Annotated in this window: 20 protein-coding genes and 1 pseudogene; 14 read left to right on the forward strand and 7 right to left on the reverse strand. The window is 69.9% G+C overall.

What is annotated here, in order from left to right; translation table 11 throughout:
• Window positions 1–206: 206 nt before the first annotated feature.
• The 6 genes from ACGFSA_RS26550 to ACGFSA_RS26575 all read left to right on the forward strand — a co-directional run bounded on the left by ACGFSA_RS26550 (window position 207) and on the right by ACGFSA_RS26575 (window position 5,337).
• Entirely contained in the window at window positions 207–1,013 is an 807-nt protein-coding gene (locus ACGFSA_RS26550) for a metallophosphoesterase (RefSeq protein WP_393308308.1), read from the forward strand.
• A 105-nt stretch (window positions 1,014–1,118) separates the two neighbouring features.
• A complete protein-coding gene (locus tag ACGFSA_RS26555; RefSeq protein WP_393308310.1) occupies window positions 1,119–1,568 on the forward strand; it encodes an SRPBCC family protein in 450 nt (149 codons plus the stop codon).
• A gap of 4 nt (window positions 1,569–1,572) precedes the next feature.
• Window positions 1,573–2,910 carry an ArsA family ATPase gene (locus tag ACGFSA_RS26560; protein ID WP_393308312.1) on the forward strand — a complete coding sequence of 446 codons (1,338 nt, stop codon included), beginning with the start codon at window positions 1,573–1,575 and terminating at the stop codon, window positions 2,908–2,910.
• A 106-nt stretch (window positions 2,911–3,016) separates the two neighbouring features.
• The gene (locus ACGFSA_RS26565) at window positions 3,017–3,475 is read left to right on the forward strand and encodes a DUF5304 domain-containing protein (protein ID WP_393308314.1); all 459 of its coding nucleotides are present in this window, start codon (window positions 3,017–3,019) and stop codon (window positions 3,473–3,475) included.
• A gap of 75 nt (window positions 3,476–3,550) precedes the next feature.
• Window positions 3,551–4,492, forward strand: a complete 942-nt coding sequence (locus tag ACGFSA_RS26570; RefSeq protein WP_393308316.1) for an ROK family glucokinase — start codon at window positions 3,551–3,553, stop codon at window positions 4,490–4,492.
• An 80-nt stretch (window positions 4,493–4,572) separates the two neighbouring features.
• Window positions 4,573–5,337, forward strand: coding sequence for an endonuclease/exonuclease/phosphatase family protein (locus tag ACGFSA_RS26575; RefSeq protein ID WP_393308318.1), 765 nt, complete (start codon window positions 4,573–4,575; stop codon window positions 5,335–5,337).
• A 35-nt stretch (window positions 5,338–5,372) separates the two neighbouring features.
• Here the strand turns inward: ACGFSA_RS26575 and ACGFSA_RS26580 are convergent, their stop codons facing one another.
• Both ACGFSA_RS26580 and ACGFSA_RS26585 read right to left on the reverse strand, forming a co-directional pair.
• The gene (locus ACGFSA_RS26580) at window positions 5,373–6,014 is read right to left on the reverse strand and encodes a hypothetical protein (protein WP_393308320.1); all 642 of its coding nucleotides are present in this window, start codon (window positions 6,012–6,014) and stop codon (window positions 5,373–5,375) included.
• Window positions 6,007–6,786 carry an alpha/beta hydrolase gene (locus ACGFSA_RS26585; protein WP_393308322.1) on the reverse strand — a complete coding sequence of 260 codons (780 nt, stop codon included), beginning with the start codon at window positions 6,784–6,786 and terminating at the stop codon, window positions 6,007–6,009. Before ACGFSA_RS26585 ends, ACGFSA_RS26580 begins: the two co-directional genes overlap by 8 nt.
• Window positions 6,787–6,981: 195 nt before the next feature.
• Here ACGFSA_RS26585 and ACGFSA_RS26590 point away from each other — a divergent pair, with 195 nt between their 5' ends.
• The 5 genes and pseudogenes from ACGFSA_RS26590 (at window position 6,982) to ACGFSA_RS26610 (ending at window position 10,983) form a co-directional block, all read left to right on the forward strand.
• The gene (locus tag ACGFSA_RS26590) at window positions 6,982–7,725 is read left to right on the forward strand and encodes a lysophospholipid acyltransferase family protein (protein WP_393308324.1); all 744 of its coding nucleotides are present in this window, start codon (window positions 6,982–6,984) and stop codon (window positions 7,723–7,725) included.
• Window positions 7,726–7,778: 53 nt separating this feature from the next.
• Complete coding sequence (macS, locus tag ACGFSA_RS26595) at window positions 7,779–9,011, forward strand: MacS family sensor histidine kinase (RefSeq protein ID WP_393308326.1); 1,233 nt, start codon at window positions 7,779–7,781, stop codon at window positions 9,009–9,011.
• Window positions 9,008–9,700 (forward strand): response regulator, encoded by a 693-nt coding sequence (locus tag ACGFSA_RS26600; RefSeq protein WP_393308328.1) that lies wholly within the window; start codon window positions 9,008–9,010, stop codon window positions 9,698–9,700. Before macS ends, ACGFSA_RS26600 begins: the two co-directional genes overlap by 4 nt.
• Window positions 9,701–9,712: 12 nt before the next feature.
• A pseudogene (locus tag ACGFSA_RS26605) lies at window positions 9,713–9,901 on the forward strand (6-phosphofructokinase); the annotation flags it as partial.
• A 77-nt stretch (window positions 9,902–9,978) separates the two neighbouring features.
• The gene (locus tag ACGFSA_RS26610; RefSeq protein WP_393308330.1) at window positions 9,979–10,983 is read left to right on the forward strand and encodes a 2-hydroxyacid dehydrogenase; all 1,005 of its coding nucleotides are present in this window, start codon (window positions 9,979–9,981) and stop codon (window positions 10,981–10,983) included.
• Between the two features lie 190 nt (window positions 10,984–11,173).
• On the opposite strand, the gene ACGFSA_RS26615 is transcribed toward ACGFSA_RS26610, so the two are convergent.
• The 3 genes from ACGFSA_RS26615 to ACGFSA_RS26625 form a co-directional block, all read right to left on the reverse strand.
• A complete protein-coding gene (locus tag ACGFSA_RS26615) occupies window positions 11,174–13,042 on the reverse strand; it encodes an anthranilate synthase family protein (RefSeq protein WP_393308332.1) in 1,869 nt (622 codons plus the stop codon).
• 98 nt (window positions 13,043–13,140) lie between these two features.
• Window positions 13,141–13,380: a trp operon leader peptide gene (locus ACGFSA_RS26620; protein ID WP_393308334.1), complete on the reverse strand. Its 240-nt coding sequence runs from the start codon at window positions 13,378–13,380 to the stop codon at window positions 13,141–13,143.
• Window positions 13,287–16,073: an N-acetylmuramoyl-L-alanine amidase gene (locus ACGFSA_RS26625; protein WP_393308367.1), complete on the reverse strand. Its 2,787-nt coding sequence runs from the start codon at window positions 16,071–16,073 to the stop codon at window positions 13,287–13,289. The genes ACGFSA_RS26620 and ACGFSA_RS26625 overlap by 94 nt, the downstream gene beginning before the upstream one ends.
• A 198-nt stretch (window positions 16,074–16,271) precedes the next feature.
• On the opposite strand from ACGFSA_RS26625, the gene ACGFSA_RS26630 reads away from it, so the two are divergent.
• Both ACGFSA_RS26630 and ACGFSA_RS26635 read left to right on the forward strand, forming a co-directional pair.
• Window positions 16,272–17,618, forward strand: a complete 1,347-nt coding sequence (locus ACGFSA_RS26630) for a class II 3-deoxy-7-phosphoheptulonate synthase (RefSeq protein ID WP_393308336.1) — start codon at window positions 16,272–16,274, stop codon at window positions 17,616–17,618.
• 169 nt (window positions 17,619–17,787) lie between these two features.
• Window positions 17,788–18,120 carry a bacterioferritin-associated ferredoxin gene (locus ACGFSA_RS26635; protein ID WP_393308369.1) on the forward strand — a complete coding sequence of 111 codons (333 nt, stop codon included), beginning with the start codon at window positions 17,788–17,790 and terminating at the stop codon, window positions 18,118–18,120.
• 32 nt (window positions 18,121–18,152) lie between these two features.
• On the opposite strand, the gene bfr is transcribed toward ACGFSA_RS26635, so the two are convergent.
• Complete coding sequence (gene bfr, locus ACGFSA_RS26640; RefSeq protein WP_393308338.1) at window positions 18,153–18,632, reverse strand: bacterioferritin; 480 nt, start codon at window positions 18,630–18,632, stop codon at window positions 18,153–18,155.
• 154 nt (window positions 18,633–18,786) lie between these two features.
• On the opposite strand from bfr, the gene ACGFSA_RS26645 reads away from it, so the two are divergent.
• Window positions 18,787–19,419: a sulfite oxidase-like oxidoreductase gene (locus tag ACGFSA_RS26645; RefSeq protein ID WP_327246867.1), complete on the forward strand. Its 633-nt coding sequence runs from the start codon at window positions 18,787–18,789 to the stop codon at window positions 19,417–19,419.
• Between the two features lie 24 nt (window positions 19,420–19,443).
• On the opposite strand, the gene ACGFSA_RS26650 is transcribed toward ACGFSA_RS26645, so the two are convergent.
• A complete protein-coding gene (locus ACGFSA_RS26650; protein ID WP_393308340.1) occupies window positions 19,444–20,004 on the reverse strand; it encodes a DUF4396 domain-containing protein in 561 nt (186 codons plus the stop codon).
• Window positions 20,005–20,016 lie beyond the last annotated feature (12 nt).

Here is a 20,016-nt window from a genome sequence, read left to right on the forward strand (position 1 = left end):
CTCAGCGAGGTGAGCACGACTGGACTGCCCGGACGTTACCCACCAGTACTCGATTCCGGATAGGGGGTTCCGGCCAGATGTCTTATGCGTCACACATATCGGTGATCCTCGCGCGCACAGTAGTGCACCCAGCTGACAAGCATGAAGTATTCGCAGGTCCGGCGGGCTCTACCCAGGCCGTCGGTGACGCCCTTAGGGTGATCGCCATGCCAGCCGGAGCGAACAGCCGCGAGGGTGCCACCGCACGCCGTACCCGGATCCACGTGGTCAGTGACGTGCACGGGAACACCGAAGCCCTGGCCCGGGCCGGGGACGGCGCCGACGCCCTCGTCTGCCTGGGTGACCTGGTGCTCTTCCTCGACTACGCCGACCACTCGCGCGGCATCTTCCCCGAACTCTTCGGCGTGGAGAACGCCGACCGGATCGTCGAGCTGCGCACCGCCCGCCGCTACGAGGAGGCCCGTGACTTCGGCCGCGCTCTCTGGGCGGGCCTGGACCGCGACGCCGCCATCGTCGGTGCGGTGCGCCATCAGTATGCCGAGATGTTCGCGGCCTTCCCCACGCCGACGTACGCCACGTACGGCAATGTCGACATCCCCGACCTCTGGCCCGAATACGCCCGCCCCGGCACCACCGTCCTGGACGGCGAACGCGCCGAGATCGGCGACCGCGTCTTCGGCTTCGTCGGCGGCGGGCTCCGAACCCCGATGCGCACCCCGTACGAGATCAGCGACGAGGAGTACGCCGCCAAGATCGAGGCGGTCGGCGAGGTGGACGTCCTGTGCACGCACATCCCGCCCGACGTACCGGAACTGACCTACGACACCGTGGCGCGCCGGTTCGAGCGCGGCAGCAGGGCGCTCCTCGACGCGATCCGCCGGACCCGCCCCCGGTACGCCGTCTTCGGCCATGTCCACCAGCCGCTGGTCCGCCGGATGCGGATCGGCGCCACCGAATGCGTCAACGTCGGTCACTTCGCCTCGACCGGCCGGCCCTGGGCCCTGGAGTGGTGACCACACGGCCCCGACCCTGGGACGACGCGCCCCGCGCACGCGATAGCCTTCTGGCGGCAGGCATCTGCCGACCGACCGGTACACCGCACTGGAGGAGCCACAGCGATGGCTGAACACACCAGCTCGACCATCACGATCGAGGCGGCACCGGCCGACGTCATGGGCGTCATCGCCGACTTCGACCGGTACCCGGAGTGGACCGGTGAGGTCAAGGAGGCCGACGTCCTCGCCAAGGACGAGCAGGGTCGCGCCGAGAAGGTCCGGCTGGTCCTCGACGCCGGTGCGATCAAGGACGACCACACGCTCGCCTACACCTGGACCGGCGACCACGAGGTCAGCTGGACCCTGGTCAAGTCCCAGATGCTGCGCGCCATCGACGGCTCCTACGCACTGGCCCCGCTCGGCGACGGCAGCCGCACCGAGGTCACCTACCGGCTGACCGTCGACGTCAAGATCCCGATGCTCGGCATGATCAAGCGCAAGGCGGAGAAGGTCATCATCGACCGCGCGCTGGCCGGTCTGAAGAAGCGCGTCGAGTCACTCCCGCGGGACTGACCGGATGCGTACGGTCCTCGTCACCGGCCTTGGCGGCGCCGGCCGTACCACTGTTGCGGCGGCGACCGCACTGGCCGCGGCCCGCCGCGGCCGTCGCACACTGCTGCTGTCCGCCGACGCCATACCCGGTTTGCCCACCGGGACGGAACCCACCGAGGTCACCGAGGGACTCCGGTTCGCCCGCATCGACTCCGGCGAGCACTTCCGTACCGAACTTCTCTCCCTCCAGGACAAGGCGTCCTCCGTACTCGACCTGCTCGGCGGGAACCGGCTCGACGGCGAGGAGCTGACCGAACTCCCCGGCAGCGCCCAGCTGGCCCTGCTGCACACCCTGCGCCGGGCCGCCCGGGGCGACTGGTCGCGCGACGGCTACGACACCCTCGTCGTCGACCTGCCGCCGCTGCGCGAAGCCCTCGCCGTGCTCGCCCTGCCCGAGCAGCTGCGCCGCTATCTGCGCCGCCTGCTGCCCCCGGAGCGCCAGGCCGCCCGCGCCCTGCGCCCGATGCTCGCCCAGCTCGCCGGCGTCCCGATGCCCGCCCAGTGGCTGTACGAGACCGCCGCCCGCCGGGACGCCGAGCTGGCCTCCGTCCAGACCCTGGTCGAGGACCGCAGCACCACGGTCCGCCTCGTCGCCGAACCGGGACCCGCCGCCGAGGACGCCCTGCGCACCGCCCGCACCGGACTCGCCCTGCACGGACTGCGCGTCGACACGCTCACCGCCAACCGGGTGCTGCCCAGGCACTCCTCCGATCCCTGGTTCGCCGATCTCGCCGCCCAGCAGGAAAAGTGCATCGGCCACTGGTACGAGGAGTGGGTGCCGGCCGCGTCCCTGTGCGAGGTGCCCCATCTCGGCCGGGACCCGCAGGGGCTCGACGACCTCACCCTCCTCGACACCTCGTCGAGCTGCACCACCTTCGAGGCGGCGGGCACCGGCGGCGGGCTCTTCGCGGGGGACGGGCTCGCCGTCGAGCTGGACGACCGGCCGGGCGGACGCGCCCAGGACCCCTGGTGGATCGAGGACCCGAACGCCCCGGACGGCCACGACGAGCTGCGGGAACTGCTCCGCGGCCGACCGGACGCGACCGTCTCGCCGCGGCCGGCCGTCGGTGAGAACGGCGACGGGGTCCTGGTCTGGTGCCTGCCGCTGCCCGGAGCCGTCAAGGAGGACCTGCAGCTGGTCCGGCGCGGCGACGAACTGCTCCTGACCGTCGGCCCGTTCCACCGGATCGTGCCGCTGGAGTCCGGGCTGCGCCGCTGCACCGTCTCCGGCGCCGCACTGACGGACGGTGTGCTGCGGGTCCGGTTCACGCCGGACCCCGCACTGTGGCCGCGGACCTCCTGAACGGCGTACCACCGTTCGGGTAACGTCGGTAGTACGCGTCCCGTATGCGGCGGTGGACCACACCCCCGCACGCGCGACGTCCGCCACCACGTCGCAGGAGTCCGCCATGAGCGAAGCCACCGATCGTCCCGCCGACGACGACGCGTGGGCCAAGGCCTGCGCCGAGGACCTGGAAGCCGAGAAGGCCCGTCGCCGCGCCGAGTACGGCCCGCCGACCGGTTCCGCGGCCGAGGAGCTCCGCAAGCTGGTCGACGCCGTGGCCGACAAGGTCGCCTCCCTCCGGTCACCGCTGTTCGGCGCCGCCGCCCAGGGTGCTGTGCAGCAGGTGATCAAGCAGGCGAAGGCCGCCGTCGAGCCCGTCATCGAACGCAATCCGGACGTCTTCGACCACATCGCCGCGGCCGGCGGCGAACTCCTCGCCGCCTACCGCTCCGCCGTCGAAGGCCAGGAACGCCGCTGGACCCAGGGCGCCGCCGACCCTGGCGGCGCCTCGAAGAAGGCCGGCGACCCCACCGACCCGCGCGACGACGACAGCGGGCCGGGCGAACACATCGACCTGGACTGACCGGCACCGACAGGGCGGGAAGCAGGGCTCGGGTACGGTTGGCCATAGCGGGGCTCGACCGAAACTGAGGGATTCATGGGACTCACCATCGGCGTCGATATCGGCGGCACGAAGATCGCGGCTGGAGTGGTCGACGAAGAGGGCCGGATCCTCTCGATGTTCAAGGTGCCGACCCCTCCGACGGCTGAAGGCATCGTGGACGCGATCGCGGCGGCGGTGTCCGGTGCCAGCGAGGGACACGAGGTCGAAGCGGTCGGCATCGGCGCTGCCGGATATGTCGACGACAAGCGCGCCACGGTGCTGTTCGCGCCGAACATCAACTGGCGGCACGAGCCGCTGAAGGACAAGGTCGAGCAGCGCGTCGGCCTCCCCGTCGTCGTCGAGAACGACGCCAACGCGGCGGCCTGGGGCGAATACCGCTTCGGTGCAGGCCAGGGCCACGACGACGTCATCTGCATCACGCTCGGCACCGGCCTCGGCGGCGGCATCATCATCGGCAACAAACTGCGCCGCGGACGCTTCGGTGTGGCCGCCGAATTCGGCCACATCCGGGTCGTCCCGGACGGGCTGCTCTGCGGCTGTGGCAGCCAGGGCTGTTGGGAGCAGTACGCATCCGGGCGCGCGCTCGTCCGGTACGCGAAGCAGCGTGCCAACGCCACCCCGGAGAACGCCGCGGTCCTTCTCGCCCTGGGCGACGGCACGGTGGACGGCATCGAGGGCAAGCACATCAGCGCGGCCGCCCGGCAGGGCGACCCGGTGGCGATCGACTCGTTCCGCGAGCTGGCCCGCTGGGCCGGCGCCGGACTCGCCGACCTCGCCTCGCTCTTCGACCCGTCCGCATTCATCGTCGGCGGCGGCGTCTCGGACGAGGGCGAGCTCGTCCTCGACCCGATCCGCAAGTCGTTCCGGCGCTGGCTGATCGGCGGCGAATGGCGGCCGCACGCCCAGGTGCTCGCGGCCCAACTGGGTGGCAAGGCAGGCCTGGTGGGCGCGGCCGACCTGGCCCGCCAGGGCTGAGCCCACCACGTCACGGACAACACCGGACGCCCGTCGCGCCCTCACCGGGAGCGGCGGGCGTCCGTCGTATGGTGAGCCGTATGGCCATGACAGAGCTGCCCGACTCCCGTACCGAGCCGGACGGTTCGGCCGTCGTCAGAGTGCTCAGCTACAACATCCGGTCGATGCGCGACGACCGTGAGGCGCTGGCCCGCGTCATCCGCGCCTGCGCACCCGATCTTGTCTTCATCCAGGAGGCTCCGCGCTTCTTCCGCTGGCGCAAGCGCGCCGCCTGGCTCGCCGCCCACACCGACCTGGTGGTCCTCTCCGGCGGCGCCACCGCCGCCGGGCCGCTGCTCCTGTGCTCGCTGCGCGCCACCGTGGAACGCACGGAGGACCTGCTGCTGCCGCGCACCCCCGGACTGCACCGCAGAGGCTTCGCCACGGCGGTGGTACGGATCGCGGGCACCCGGATCGGCCTGCTGAGCTGCCATCTGAGCCTGCGCCACGAGGAGCGCGTGGTCCAGGCGGACCTGCTGCTCGACCGGCTGGACGCCATGGAGGTCGAGCACGTCATCGTGGCCGGCGACCTCAACGACGCACCGGAGGGGAAAGCCTTCCAGCTGCTGGCCGGGCGACTCCAGGACAGCTGGTCCGTCCGGCCGTGGGGTGGCGAGCTCACCTTCCCCGCCCACGATCCGCGCCTGCGCATCGACGCGGTCTTCGCGAGCAGAGGCATCGAAGTCCTCGGCTGCGGAGTCCCGTCGGGACTGCCCGGCGTCACGGAGCAGGACCTGCGCGCGGCCACCGACCATCTGCCGGTACTGGCCGCGCTCAGGGTGCCCGCTCTGTCCTCGCTCGCCTAGGAGAGCACTGCACTACGTGTATTGCCTCCCCCGGATCAGACCACAGCCCCGCGCCCGGGGTCGTCGTCATCCTCGTCGTCGTGCTGCATCCGCGCGACCAGGGTGACGAAACCGCCCAGGAAACCGCCTATGCAGACCGTGGTGAGCCACCACGTCATCTCCCACTGCAACAGCACGGCGAGCAGCATCAGCACCGGCCCGCCGACGACCGCGAGCCAGGCGAACTTCGCCGTGACATCGGCCTCCGGCAGCGGAGGCGGCTCCGGCGGGACGAAGTGTCCCTCGTCGCCGTCGCCGTCCGCCGGCTCCGCCACCTCGTAGTCACGGGGACCGCCGACACCGGGGGCGAAGACGACCGAGCTGCCGAGCGGCTTCTCCGGCGGCTTCTTCCTGTTGGTGCCCTTGTCCGGCTCCAGGACGTTGCGCTCGCCGTCCTCCAGGAGCGCGAGGCCCTCGATCGACTTGAACGGCTTGGCGCCCGGCGGGTCCGGCGGCTCCTCGCCGTAGCCCGCGACGATCGCCTCCCAGGCGGCGTCCTCGTCGAGCGCGTCACCCTGGCCCGGACCCCCGGGGACGTGTGGCGCACCCGCGCCGTTCTCGGGCACGGCCGTTCCCTCGGCGGGGCGCGGTTCGCGCTCCTCCTCGCTGCCCGCGCGCTCCGCGTCGTGCTCAGCCACCTGACGTGCTCCCCTTCTTCCCGACGCTCGGAGCGAGGCGGCCGATGAACGAGTAGCTCTCGTCGAAGATCCGCTCCGCATCGTGGTCCAACGTCGCCACGTGGTAGCTCTGTTCCAGCAGGATCTCCGCGACATCGGTGGACGACACCCGGCTGAGGATCCGCGCCGAGTCCGCCGGCGGCACCACATGGTCCTGCGGGCTGTGCAGCAGCAGGAGCGGCTGGGTGACCTGCGGCAGCTCCGCGTCGACCAGCCGGAAGAAGTTCCGCAGGGAGTGCGCCGCGTGCAGCGGCACCCGGTCGTAGCCGATCTCGGTGGAGCCTTCCCGGGCGATGTCGTTCGCCACGCCCTTCGTGGACGGCAGCAGATGGCGGACGACCGGCAGTGCGTACGCCGCCAGGCCATGCACCTTGTTGCCCGGATTGACGAGCACCAGACCGCTGATCGCGTCCCCGTGCTTCGCCGCCAGCCGCAGCGACAGCGCACCGCCCATGGACAGCCCGAAGACGAAGACCTGACGGCACCGCTCCGACAGGGCCCGCAGCTCCCGGTCCACCTCCGCGTACCAGTCCTGCCAGCCCGTGACCTGCATGTCCTCCCAGCGGGTGCCGTGTCCGGGCAGCAGCGGCAGCGCGACCGTGAGTCCGCGCTCCGCGAGATACTCGGCCCAGGGGCGCAGCGACTGAGGCGAACCGGTGAATCCGTGACAGAGGAGGACGCCGACCTCTCCGCCCTCGTGGCGGAACGGCTCGGCTCCAGGAAGGACCGGCACCGGGGTCTCCTGTTCGTGAGGCTCGAAAGGGAGCGAAAGGGGGAGTGCAAGAAGGATTACTTCACCGTACGCGACCGGACTGACACCGACCAGGGCCGTCACCGGTCACAGCCGTGCTTCGGCCCCGTGCCGGGCAGGAACGGCGGCAGTACCACGGGTTAAGGTCAGTGCGACAGCACACAGGAGGCACCCGAGTTGATCTACGGCGCAATGAAGTTCTCCATCGGCGGGTCATTGAAGCTCGCCTTCAGGCCGTGGGTGGAGGGCCTGGAGAACATCCCCGCTCAGGGGCCGGCGATACTCGCGAGCAACCATCTCTCGTTCTCCGACTCCTTCTTCCTGCCGGCCGTGCTGGACCGCAAGGTCACCTTCATCGCCAAATCCGAGTACTTCACCGCGCCCGGCGTGAAGGGCAAGCTGACCGCCGCCTTCTTCAAGGGCGTCGGCCAGCTCCCGGTGGACCGGTCCGGCGCCCGCGGTGCCGGTGAGGCGGCGATCAAGGCCGGTATAGAGGTCATCGAGAGCGGCGGGCTCTTCGGCATCTACCCGGAGGGCACCCGGTCGCCCGACGGCCGCCTGTACCGCGGCAAGCCCGGCGGTCTCGCCCGGGTGGCGCTTGCCACCGGAGCACCCGTCATCCCCGTGGCGATGATCGACACGGAGAAGATCCAGCCGCCCGGTCAGGTGATCCCCAAGCTGATGCGCCCGGGCATCAGAATCGGCAAGCCGCTCGACTTCAGCCGCTACCACGGCATGGACGGCGACCGCTTCATTCTCCGCTCGGTCACCGACGAGGTGATGTACGAGATCATGAAGCTCTCCGGGCAGGAGTACGTCGACATCTACGCGACCGCGGCCAAGCGCCAGATCGCCGACGAGGCGAAGCGCCGCGCGGAGGAAGAGAAGCACGCGGGCAGAAAGTCCGGCACGGAAGGGTGACGGAACAGCCGGCGCGTCACCGCGTCGGCGTCCGTCCGGGGGGGGTGGGGGACATGGCCAAGCGCGAGCGGGTCGTACGGATGTCGGTCGAACAGCCGCTGTGGCGCGCCCTGACCGGGTACCGGCTTCTGACGATGGTCTACGCGATCCTGCTGGCCACTTTCGGCCGGGAGAAGTACGAGCGGCCGTGGGTGGCCATCGCCTTCCTGGTGGTGATGGCGGCCTGGACGCTCGGCACTCTTCCGAAGGTCGCGGGCGCCGTCGCCTGCACCAAACGCTTCCTCGGCGCCGACCTGGCCCTCGCCCTCGTCGGCATCCTCCTCACCCCGCTCGCCGACGTCGACGCCCAGCACATCGACGGCCCGACCCTGCCGTCCATCTGGACCGCGGGCTCCGTCCTGGCGTTCGCGATCAAGGGCGGCTGGCGGTGGGCGGCGCTGGCCTCCACCTTCGTCGCCGTCGCCAACATCATCGAGCGCGGCGAACCCAGCCGGGACACCTTCCACAACGTGCTGCTGGTCTGGGTCGCCTCCATCGCCGTCGGGTACGTCGTCGAGGTCGCCCGCGCCAGTGAGCGCACTCTCGCCCGTGCTCTGGAGATCGAGGCGGCGACCCGGGAGCGGGAGCGGCTGGCCCGTGACATCCACGACAGCGTGCTCCAGGTCCTCGCCATGGTGCAGCGCCGCGGCACGGCGCTGGGCGGCGAGGCCGCCGAACTGGGCCGGATGGCCGGGGAACAGGAAGTCGCCCTGCGCACCCTCGTCTCCAGCGGCCTGGTGCCCACCACCCGGGTCTCCGAGGACACTTCCGAGGGCGCGGTGGTCCGTACGATCGAGGTCGACGACCGGGAGGACGGCCCGTCCGGTTCGGCCGACTGCGATCTGCGCGCCCTGCTGGCCCCGCACGCCGGCTCCCGGATCAGCTTCGCGGAGCCCGGCGCTCCGGTCCTGCTCGCCCCGGCGGCGGCGAAGGAACTCGCGGCCGCTGTCAGTGCCGCCCTGGACAATGTCAGGGTGCACGCCGGCCAGGACGCCCAGGCGTGGATACTCGTCGAGGACTGGCCGGACGAGGTGATTGTCACGGTCCGGGACGACGGCCCCGGCATCCCAGAGGGGCGGCTGGCCCAGGCCGAGGGGGAAGGCCGGATGGGGGTCGCCCTGTCGATCCGGGGGCGGCTGCGCGACCTGGGTGGCACAGCAGAGTTGATTTCGGTGCCCGGCCAGGGCACCGAGGTCGAGTTGAAGGTTCCGAAGGTTTCACGGGGGAAGGCAGGATCCGGCCGATGAGTACGGAGAACACCGCGGGCGCCGAGCAGCGGACCATCAGGGTGATGGTCGTCGACGACCATCCGATGTGGCGCGACGCCGTCGCCCGCGACCTCGCCGAGTCCGGCTTCGACGTGGTGGCGACCGCGGGTGACGGACCGCAGGCCGTGCGCCGGGCAAGGGCCGCCACCCCCGACGTCCTGGTCCTCGACCTGAACCTGCCGGGGATGCCCGGCGTCCAGGTCTGCAAGGAACTCGTCGGCTCCCACCCGGGCCTGCGGGTCCTGGTGCTCTCGGCGAGCGGTGAGCACGCCGACGTACTGGAGGCGGTGAAGTCCGGTGCCACCGGCTATCTGCTCAAGTCGGCCAGTACGCAGGAGCTGACCGAGGCCGTGCGGAGCACCGCCGTCGGCGACCCGGTCTTCACCCCGGGCCTCGCGGGACTGGTGCTCGGCGAGTACCGCAGGCTGGCATCCGAGCCCACGCCCGTCGCGTCGGACGAGCCGAAGGCGCCGCAGCTGACGGACCGGGAGACCGAGGTGCTGCGGCTGGTCGCCAAGGGGCTCTCGTACAAGCAGATCGCCGAGCGTCTGGTCATCTCGCACCGCACCGTCCAGAACCATGTCCAGAACACCCTGGGCAAGCTCCAGTTGCACAACCGGGTGGAGCTCGTGCGGTATGCGATCGAGCGTGGCCTCGACGACGCCTGAGCTCGACGGCGCGCCTTCGACCGGTGGCCGGCCACCCGCTTCGGGCTGCACGCCATCGAAGCCGTCCGGGACGGCGACAACGGCGTGATGGTCGCCCTGCGCGGCACGGACATCGTGCGGGTGCCGATCGCCGATGCGACCGCCCGGCTCAAGACGGTCGATCCGGCGCGCTGCGCGGAGGTCGGCGTCTTCTTCGGCTGAGTTCGAGCGGCGCACCAGGGATACGGGCCGTATATTCGCGGCTGTCCGGCCTGTGACTCTGTCTTTCTGGAGAAGTCGTGGAAATCCTGGCATTCGGTGTGCAGTCCGACGAGAAGCCGCTGATCGAGAAGGCCTTCGCCGGACAGCACGAGGTCCGCTGCCTGGACGTATTCCTCAACAAGGACACCGCACCCATCGCGGCGGGCTACGAGATCATCTCCACCAGCGTCAACGCCGACCTGGGCAGCGGCGTTCTGCAGGCGCTCGCCGCGGGCGGCACGCAGATGATCGCCCAGCGCTCCACGGGCTTCAACAACATCGACCTCGATGTCGCCGAACGTCTCGCCCTGCGGGTCGCCCGGGTCTCGTACTACTCGCCGTACTCGGTCGCCGAATTCGCCTGGACGCTCGCCATGGCGGTCAACCGCCGCATCATCCGCGCCGCGAGGCGCACCCGCGACTTCGACTTCCGGCTCGACGGTCTCCTCGGCCGGGACATGCGCGGCCGCACGGTCGGCGTGATCGGCACGGGCAAGATCGGTGAGGCCTTCACCCGTATCGCCCATGGCTTCGGGATGAGGCTGCTCGGCTGGGACGTGGCAGAGAACCCCGCCTGCACCGAACTCGGCATGACCTACGTCGAGAAGGAACAACTCCTCGCCGAGTCCGACCTGATCAGCCTCCATGTTCCGCTGCTGCCCGCGACCCACCACATCATCGGCAAGGACGCCCTGGCCGCGATGAAGGACGACGTGATCCTGATCAACTCCAGCCGTGGCGGACTGGTGGACACCTCGGCCCTGGTCACCGCATTGCGGGCGGGCCGCTTCACCGGTGTCGGACTCGATGTGTACGAGGCGGAGGCCGGGCTCTTCTTCCTCGACAAGTCCCTGGAGGTCGTCGACGACGACACCCTGGCCCGGCTTGTCACCTTCCCGAACGTCATCGTCACCTCGCACCAGGCGTACTACACGGAGGACGCCGTGGCGCAGATCATCGATGCCACCGTGCAGAACGTCGCCGACTACCTGGCCGGCCGCCGCAGCGACAACGTCCTCGTCCCCAGGCATCCCCAGGACTAGTGCCCTCCCGGCGAGCTCTGCCCTGTCGCGCCGCCCGGCACGCCCGCACCGGACGACGCTCCTCATGGGGCAGACATGGCCGGTCACGGCACTGGGTCCTGTCGTCGGATCAGCCCGGGCTGATCCGAAAGAAAGGCCGTGAGGCCCCGGACCGCCTCGGCGGATTCCGGAGCCCCGTCCGCGGCCGCGGTCAGCCGGGCACAGGCAGCCCCGCCAGCAGCTCGGCGACGATCGACGCGCCGCGCAGCGTCAGCACCGACTCCGGGTGGAACTGCACCGACGCGAACCCGCCCCCGCGCAGCGCGTGCAGTTCCCCGGTGGCCGCGTCCCGGCTCACCTCGATGGAGTGCGCGGCCAGCTCGGTGACCGTCTCGTCGTCGCAGCGTGCGGTGAAGCTGTTGTAGAAACCGACCGTCTCCGGGCGCCCGAACAGCTCGATCCGGGTCTGCGCGCCCTGGTATGGCACGGTCTTGCGGACGATCTCCAGACCCAGCTCCGCCGCGATCAGTTCATGGCCCAGGCACACCCCCAGCAGCCCGTGCCGGTGCTCCCGCACCAGCTCCGCGGCGAACTCGCGCAGCAGCCGCATCTTCGGATCGCCGGTGTCGGCCGGATCCCCGGGCCCGGGGCCCAGCACGACCGGGCCCGTGTGCGCCCGTACGGTCTCGCTCAGCCCCGGCTCGTCGTAGCGGTGCACCGACACCTCAAGGCCCGAGGCGCGCAGCAGATGCGCCAGCATCGCGGTGAAGGTGTCCTCCCCGTCGATCACCAGCGCATGGCCGGAGAGCTCCTGCGTGCGCTCCTGCATCCGCAGCCAGAACGGCGCGAGCCCGTCCCGCCGGGCGTCCAGGGCGGCCCGCACCCGGGGGTCGCCGGCCAGTTGCGGGCGCGTCTCCTCCGTCCGAGGCCGTCCCGGCCGCACGCCCAGCGCGGTCAGTACCCCCGCCGCTTTCGCGTGGGTCTCGGCGACCTCGCTGTCCGGATCGGAGTGGCGTACGAGCGTCGCCCCGACCGGCACCCGCAGCCGTCCGTCGGCCGCGATGTCGGCGGTACGGATCAGGATCGGCGAGTCCAGGGTCTGTGCCCCGCCCGGTTCCTGCCGCAGCAGGGCCAGCGCGCCCGCGTAGTAGCCGCGGCCGCCGGGCTCGTACCGCTCGATGACCCGGCACGCGTTCTGCACGGGCGAGCCGGTGACGGTCGCGGCGAACATGGTCTCCTTCAGCACCTCCCGCACATCCAGCGAGGAACGCCCGCGCAGTTCGTACTCGGTGTGCGCGAGATGGGCCATCTCTTTGAGCCGCGGCCCGATCACCACGCCGCCCATGTCGCCGACGGTGCACATCATCTTCAGTTCCTCGTCGACCACCATGGAGAGCTCCTCGGTCTCCTTGCGGTCGCCGAGGAAGGTCAGCAGGCTCTCGGCGGTCGGCCCTTCGGCGGGGTAGCGGTACGTTCCGCTGATCGGGTTCATCACGACCGTCCCGCCGGACATCCGCACATGCACCTCGGGGCTGGCGCCGACCAGCGTCCGCTCGCCGGTGTGTACGACGAACGTCCAGTACGCACCCCGCTCACCGGCCAGCAGCCGACGGAACAGGGCCAGCGCGTCGGTCCGCCCGAACCCCGGGATGTCGCCCTGGAAGGTCCGCCGGATGACGAAGTTCGCGCCCTCGCCCTGCCCGATCTCGTCCTCGATGACCCGCCGGACGATGCCGGCGTACTCCTCGTCGGGGACATCGAAGGCGCCGCCCTCGACCCGTACGTCATGGGTGGGCAGTTGCGCGAGGGCCTCGGAGAGCGGCAGTTCGTACGTCTCCTGCGCGACCAGCACCGACAGTGGCGTCCCGTCGTCGCGGACGTCGAAGCCACGCTCGGCGATCTGCCGGAACGGCACCAGCGCCAACGTGGGCAGTTCGCCCACCGGGAGGTCCGCGAGCCGCTCGGCCTCGTGCACCGCGCCGATCAGGACCTCGACGGTGTCGTGATCACGGCCCGGTGTCCGGCGGCGGAGGAGCGCGAAGGGCGGGCAGTCGGCGGCGAGGAGTTTCTCGATGAGCATGGGTGGTGTTCCTTCCCCTGGGTTCAGCTGGGAGGAACGGCCCCGGACACGAAAAAGGCCGCCCCTCGGGCGGCCTCTGCGATGGTGCGTACGCGCAGTCAGTGGGCCGCCGGATGAGCGGTCCACCACCAGTTCTGGATCGAATGCGCGAACACGCTTTGCACCCTAACCCACGACGGGACGGAAACGGGGCCCGCTCCACCCGGCAGGTGGAACGGGCCCCGGCAGATCCGTGAGGAACCGGTCAGAACAGCAGGTTGTAGATGCTCCAGCCGCTGCCGACCTGGGTGCGGGCGCCGAACGGGGCGGTGGCGCTGCCGGTGCCCTTGTAGAACCACAGGACCCCGGAGGTGTCCCGGGCGATCAGGTCCCCGATGCCGTCGCGGTTGAGGTCGCTCGGGCCGACGAGGCTGTTGTAGACCCCCCAGCCCTTGCCGACCTGGGTGCGGGCGGCGTACGGAGCGGTGGCGCTGCCGGTGCCCTTGTACAGCCACAGCACACCCGCGGAGTCCCGGGCGACCAGGTCCGGCTTGCCGTCACCGGTCAGATCGCCGGTGGAGGCCAGCGAGTTGTAGATCGACCAGCCGCCGCCGACCCGCGCCTTTGTCGCGAACGGCGTCGCCGGATTGCCGGTGCCCTTGTAGAACCAGAGGACGCCGGAGGTGTCCCGGGCGATCAGGTCCGCCTTGCCGTCCGCGTTGAGGTCGCGGGCGCCCCAGAGGCCGTTGTAGACCCCCCAGCCGCCGCCCACCTTGAGCCGGCTCAGGAAGGGCTTGCTCGGGTTGGAGCCGCCCCGGTAGTACCAGAGTGTGCCGCTCTTGTCCCGGGCCACCATGTCGCCCGTGCCGTCGGCGCGCAGCGCGGTCATCGCGGTGACCGCGTTGTAGTCCTGCCAGCCCGGTCCGACGCGGTAGCGGCCGTAGAAGGGCGCGGTGGCGCTGCCGGTGCCCTGGTACTGCCAGAGGACACCGGAGGAGTCACGGCCGAGGATGTTGTAGCGGTTGGTGCCCGCGTCCGGGACCGTGCTGCTCGCCTGCTGGACGTCGCTCGCCTTCACCCACGCCATGCGGTGGTTGAAGCGGATCGGGTAGAAGAGGTTGGTGCTCCCCTTCACCAGGGTGCGGTCGGCCGCGGCCGTCCCCGCGAACGTCCCCGCGAACCAGTAGTCGCCGACCTGCGCCGGACCGGCCTGAGGGTAGGTCTGGCCGGCCGGAATGCTGTACTTCGACAGCGACTCGTTGTTCTTCGTCTGGATGTCCACACCGGTGCCCGCGTACGCCGCGTCCTCCGGGTAGGCGCGCCCGTACACCGGGATGGACGTGGCGCCCGCCTTGGGCTTCAGCACCGGCTGGGCGGTCTTGCCGACCGGGGCGGTGAACTGGCCGCTCGGGTTCTGGAACCAGGCCTTCTTGCCGCCGTACCAGATGGCGGTCCAGTTCGTCTGGGCCTCGGCGACGACATAGGTGCCGCCCGCGACGACCTTGTTGCCCCAGTTCGGGCCGTCCGTGGACGTCACATTGGGGATGTACGGGTCGGTGATCTTCGTCGCGGTCGTCGAGGGCGAGGTGTACAGGTAGCCGAAGTTGGCCGGCTGCTTGGCGACCGTGGCGCCGCCGTACGTCAGCGTCGGCTGGTTGGCCGTGGTGAACGGAGGCACCACCCGGACGACCTGACCGGCCTTGAGCGGCCCGCCGGCCCCTCCGGCACCGGTGGGGGCGCCGATCAGGGACATGTAGTGGTTCCAGTCCCAGAACGGGCCCGGGTCCCAGTGCTGGCTCGCCACATTGCCGTCGAGCACGCCCGGTACCTCGTCGTGCCCGATGATGTGCTCACGGTCGAGCGGGATGCCGAACCGGTTCGCCAGATACTTCACGAGCGTCGCCGAGGACTCGTACTGCGGCTCGGTGTACCAGCTGCCCGACTTGATGGCGTAGCCCTCGTGCTCGATCCCGATCGAGTGCATGTTCGCGGTCTTGTTGGCCGCGTGCCATGCCTCGTTCTTGGTCTCGACCATCTGGGTGACCAGACCGTCGCTCGCCCGGATCAGGTAGTGCGCACTGGCGTAGGACGCCGGGTTCTGGAACGTGGCCAGCGAGCCGGCGTAGCCGCCCTCGGTGTCATGGATGACGATCGAGCGGATGTCCTCGCCACTGGCCGGACGGTCGGCGACGTTGTAGTTGCCGAAGTCGTCCGGGGTGGTGCTGTTCTGCTTGTACCCGGCGGGCTTGAAATCGCAATTCAGACCGGTGGGGCACTCCGGCGTCGGGGTCGCGGTGGTGGCGATGGTCGTCGCCGCCAGCGGCATCTTCGCCGGCTTGACCGGGGTCACCGACGGGTCGGCGGGCAGCGACAGCTGCTGGCCGTCCGCCGTCAGCCGGGACTCACCGCTCCTGACCGACTGGAAGACACGGTTCGCGAACAACGTGGCGCCCTTGGTGTCCGGCGCCTGGCTGTAGCGGGCGACGGCCGGGTACCACTGACCGGCGTCCTTCGGCAGCGAGTCCGTGGCCTCGCGCTGGTACTGCGCGAGCAGGGCGGCGCCCGCGCGGATGCTCTGCGCGGTGTCGTCCTGCACCGCGCCGGCCGGCTTGTCGATGAGCTTCGCGGCCTCGTCGAGCGTGTGCAGCTCGGGAGCGCTGGTGTCCACGCTGTCCGGCATGCCCTTCAGCGCCCGCGCGGCGTCGAAGTGCTTCATGACGGCCGGGTCGCCGCTCATGTTCAGATGGGCGAGTCGTTCCGCCTTTGTCGGCTTCTCGACATCGTCCTCGGTGACGCGGGTGAGCCCCATGACGTTGTACGCGCCGCTGGTGCTCGGCTGCCCGTCGTGGCTCTCCCACAGCGTCTGCCGGTACGACACCGCCATGAGGACGCTCTGCGGGACATTGAACTCACGTGCCGCGTCCTCGAACTGTCCCTGCAGCACCGCGGTCGGTGACGCCGGCTTGCCGTCCGTGGTCGCCGTGTCCTGCGAGGCCATGGCGATCGTGCCGACCGTGGCCGTCACGAGGACCGCTGCGCCGACCCCGTACATCACGCGTTTCTTCTTGAGATCTCTGCGGTGATTCCGTTTCAACGTCCCACCCCTGTGGTGACTTTGTTCGAATCCGAAAGGCGTGAGGCTAGCAGGGCTCCTTGTGGCGACCGTCACTGCCCGGCAGGAAACGCCGTCTCAGCCATTGAGCACGGGGATTATCAGGGGACACGACCCCGTAATGTTGTGGTTGTGACCGTGAACGCCAATACCTCCGTCGCCGGTGGCAACACCTGGCGAGACCTTCCCGCGGCGCAGCAGCCCGAGTACCCCGATGCCGAGGCTCTGCGCGATGTACTCGCGGACCTCGCGTCGTATCCGCCGCTCGTCTTCGCAGGCGAGTGCGACCAGCTGCGTGCCCGTATGGGAGCCGTCGCCAAGGGCGAGGCGTTCCTGCTGCAGGGCGGCGACTGTGCCGAGGCCTTCGACGCCGTGTCGGCCGACCACATCCGGGCCAAGCTGAAGACGCTGCTCCAGATGAGCGCCGTCCTGACCTACGCGGCCTCCGTGCCCGTCGTCAAGGTGGGCCGGATCGCCGGCCAGTACTCCAAGCCGCGCTCCAAGTCGACCGAGACCCGCGACGGCGTGACCCTCCCGACCTACCGCGGCGACTCGGTCAACGGCTTCGCCTTCACCGAGAAGGACCGGGTCCCGGACCCGGACCGGCTGAAGCAGATGTACCACGCGTCCGCTTCCACGCTGAACCTGGTCCGCGCCTTCACCACCGGCGGTTACGCCGACCTGCGCCAGGTCCACGCCTGGAACCAGGACTTCGTGAAGTCGTCCCCGTCCGGTCAGCGTTACGAGGCGCTGGCCCGCGAGATCGACAACGCGCTGAACTTCATGAAGGCGTGCGGCACGGACCCGGCCGAGTTCAAGGCGGTCGAGTTCTACTCCTCGCACGAGGGGCTGCTGCTGGACTACGAGTCGGCGCTGACCCGCATCGACTCGCGCACCGGTGAGCTGTACGACACCTCCGGTCACATGGTCTGGATCGGTGAGCGCACCCGCCAGATGGACGGCGCGCACATCGAGTTCGCCTCGAAGATCCGCAACCCCATCGGCATCAAGCTCGGCCCGACGACCACTGTCGACGAGGCGCTCGGCTACATCGACCGCCTCGACCCGGACCGCGAGCCCGGCCGGCTGACCTTCATCGTCCGGATGGGCGCCGACAAGGTCCGCGACAAGCTCCCCGCGCTGGTCGAGAAGGTCACCGCCTCCGGTGCGGTCGTCGCCTGGGTCACCGACCCGATGCACGGCAACACCTTCGAGGCGGCGTCCGGCCACAAGACCCGTCGCTTCGACGACGTCCTGGACGAGGTCAAGGGCTTCTTCGAGGTGCACAAGGGCCTCGGTACGCACCCGGGCGGCATCCACGTCGAGCTCACCGGTGACGACGTCACCGAGTGCGTCGGCGGCGGCCACGAGATCTTCGTGGACGACCTGCACCAGCGGTACGAGACGGCTTGCGACCCGCGGCTCAACCGCAGCCAGTCGCTGGACCTGGCGTTCCTGGTCGCCGAGATGTACCGGGACCAGTAGCCGTCACCGCAGGTAGCGCGCGTACGACTGTGGGGCACGGATCGATGTGATCCGTGCCCCACAGGGCGTTCCGGGCCTTCTACCGGTCCTGGGCGCCGGGTAAGGTTAGGTTAGCCTCACCGTTCAGCGGGGTGGCATCCATGACCCATCCTGTCGGGAGGTGAACCGCATGTACGTCTGCTCGTGTTTCGGCATTACGGAGCAGCAGGTCAAGGAACATGCGGACGCCGGGGCGTGCACCCCCCGCCAGATAGCCAACGCCTGCAAGGCGGGCACCGACTGCGGTGGCTGTGTCCGCCGGATTCAGGCGATGCTCGGTCGCGGTGCGTGCGCGCGCCGGGAACTGCTGGACCAGAAGCAGGCCCCCGGCGAGGCCCCCGAGCTGACCCCCTCGACCGCACCGGGTGCGGCCCCCCGTATCGGTCCGGGCATCGCCCCCGGACGGATCCCGGGCATCGGTCCCGGTCCGGTCCCGGGCATCCGGCTCCCCGACGCGGCCTGAACCCGGCTGTCCTGGACCCGGCTGTCCCGGACTCAGCTGTCAGGCTGCTCGATCTGCTGCGCGATGTAGAGCGGCTCACCGAGCTTCTCGATCAGTTCCAGCTGGGTGTCGAGGTAGTCGATGTGCTGCTCCTCGTCCTCCAGGATCGATTCAAAGATATTTGCGGACGTGATGTCGCCCTTCCCGCGCATCAACTCGATACCGCGCTTGAGCCGGTCGATCGCCTCCACCTCGACCTGGCGGTCGGCCTGGAACATCTCGGTGACCGTCTGGCCCACGCGTACATGGAAGAGCCGCTGGTAGTTGGGGAGTCCGTCGAGGAAGAGGATGCGGTCCGTCAGGGTCTCGGCGTGCTTCATCTCGTCGAACGACTCGGACCGGGTGTACTTCGCGAGCTTCGTCCAGCCGAAGTTGTCCTGCATCTTCGCGTGCAGGAAGTACTGATTGATGGCAGTCAATTCGGCGGTCAGCTGTTCGTTCAGGAACTCGAGGACCTCGGGGTCGCCCTGCATCGCAGAGGCTCCTTCCAACCGGTGAACTGGGCACGTTGGCCGCATCCTCGCACCGCACCCCCCGGCCGTCCAGTAAGTACATGCTTAGTATGAGTTGCCCGAATAGTCGCCACCCTGGTCATGACCACCCCTGCCTGTCTGTCACCATGGAGGCATGGGTCAGCCGGAAAGCCGGGAATACCGCGAATCAGAGCAGTCCGAGCTTCCTCCGGGGCAGCGACTGCAGCGCGGTTGGCCGGTTACCCACTACGGGCCGGTTCCCAAGTTCAAGCCCGATCGCTGGGAGTTCCGGGTCTTCGGAGCCACCGCGGACGGCGAGAAGCACTGCTGGAACCACCAGGAGTTCTCGGCCCTGCCGTTCTCCTCGGTTGTCGCCGATCTGCACTGCGTCACGAAATTCAGCATGCTCGGGGCCGAATGGGGCGGGGTCCTCGCCCGTACGATTCTGGAACTCGCGCCACCCGCGCCCCAGGTCACGCATGTGATGGTCTGGGCCGAGTACGGATTCAGCTCGAACCTGCGGCTCGCCGACTTCACCTCGGACCGCACGCTTTTCGCCACCCACAAGGGCGGTGAGCTGCTCACTGCGGAGCACGGCTTCCCGCTGCGCCTTGTCGTGCCGCACCTGTACGCCTGGAAGGGGCCCAAGTGGGTCCGGGGCGTCGAGTACATGACGGCCGATCGCCGGGGCTTCTGGGAGGAGCGCGGCTACCACAACATCGGCGACCCGTGGCGCGAGCAGCGCTACTCCTACCAGGAAGAGCCCGGGGAAGGCCCCGAGCTCTGACCTGACGGTCCCGGTGCGGGGCCGTCAGTGGTGGTATTGGTGCACTACCGCGTGGCCCTTGCCACGGCCGATCATCCACTTGTTGACCGGTGTGGTGACGACGAAGGCGACGGCCAGCGACAGCGCGAGCGTTCCCCAGAACAGCGCGTCGGCGAGCTGTGCGTCCATGGCGCCCGGCCACAGGGCGATCACGCCGTTGTCGATCAGTTCCATCACCGCGATGGAGAGGGTGTCGGCGGCCAGGGCGACCCGGAACGCGGTACGGAAGTCGACGCCGGCCTTCAGGATCGAGCGCAGTGTCAGCGTGTAGCCGAAGAAGAACGCCAGGACGATCGCGACGATCATCGTCCCCGTGTTGCTCCAGTCGAGCGCCGTGCCGATCACCATGCCGAGGATCTCGCCGATGGCGCATCCGGTGAGGCAGTGCAGTGTGGCGCGCGCGGCCATGGACCAGTCGACCCGGCCGGGGGAGTGCGCCGCGTGGCCGGCGTGAGCCGAGTGGTCGGCGCGGCTGCTGCCGTCGTGTCCCTGCCCGTGGTGCTCGTGGTGCTGCTGGTGCTCTCCGTCACGCGTGTGGTGCTGCATGGCGATCCCCCA

This window comes from Streptomyces sp. NPDC048496, from assembly GCF_043200055.1.
Lineage (GTDB): Bacteria > Actinomycetota > Actinomycetes > Streptomycetales > Streptomycetaceae > Streptomyces.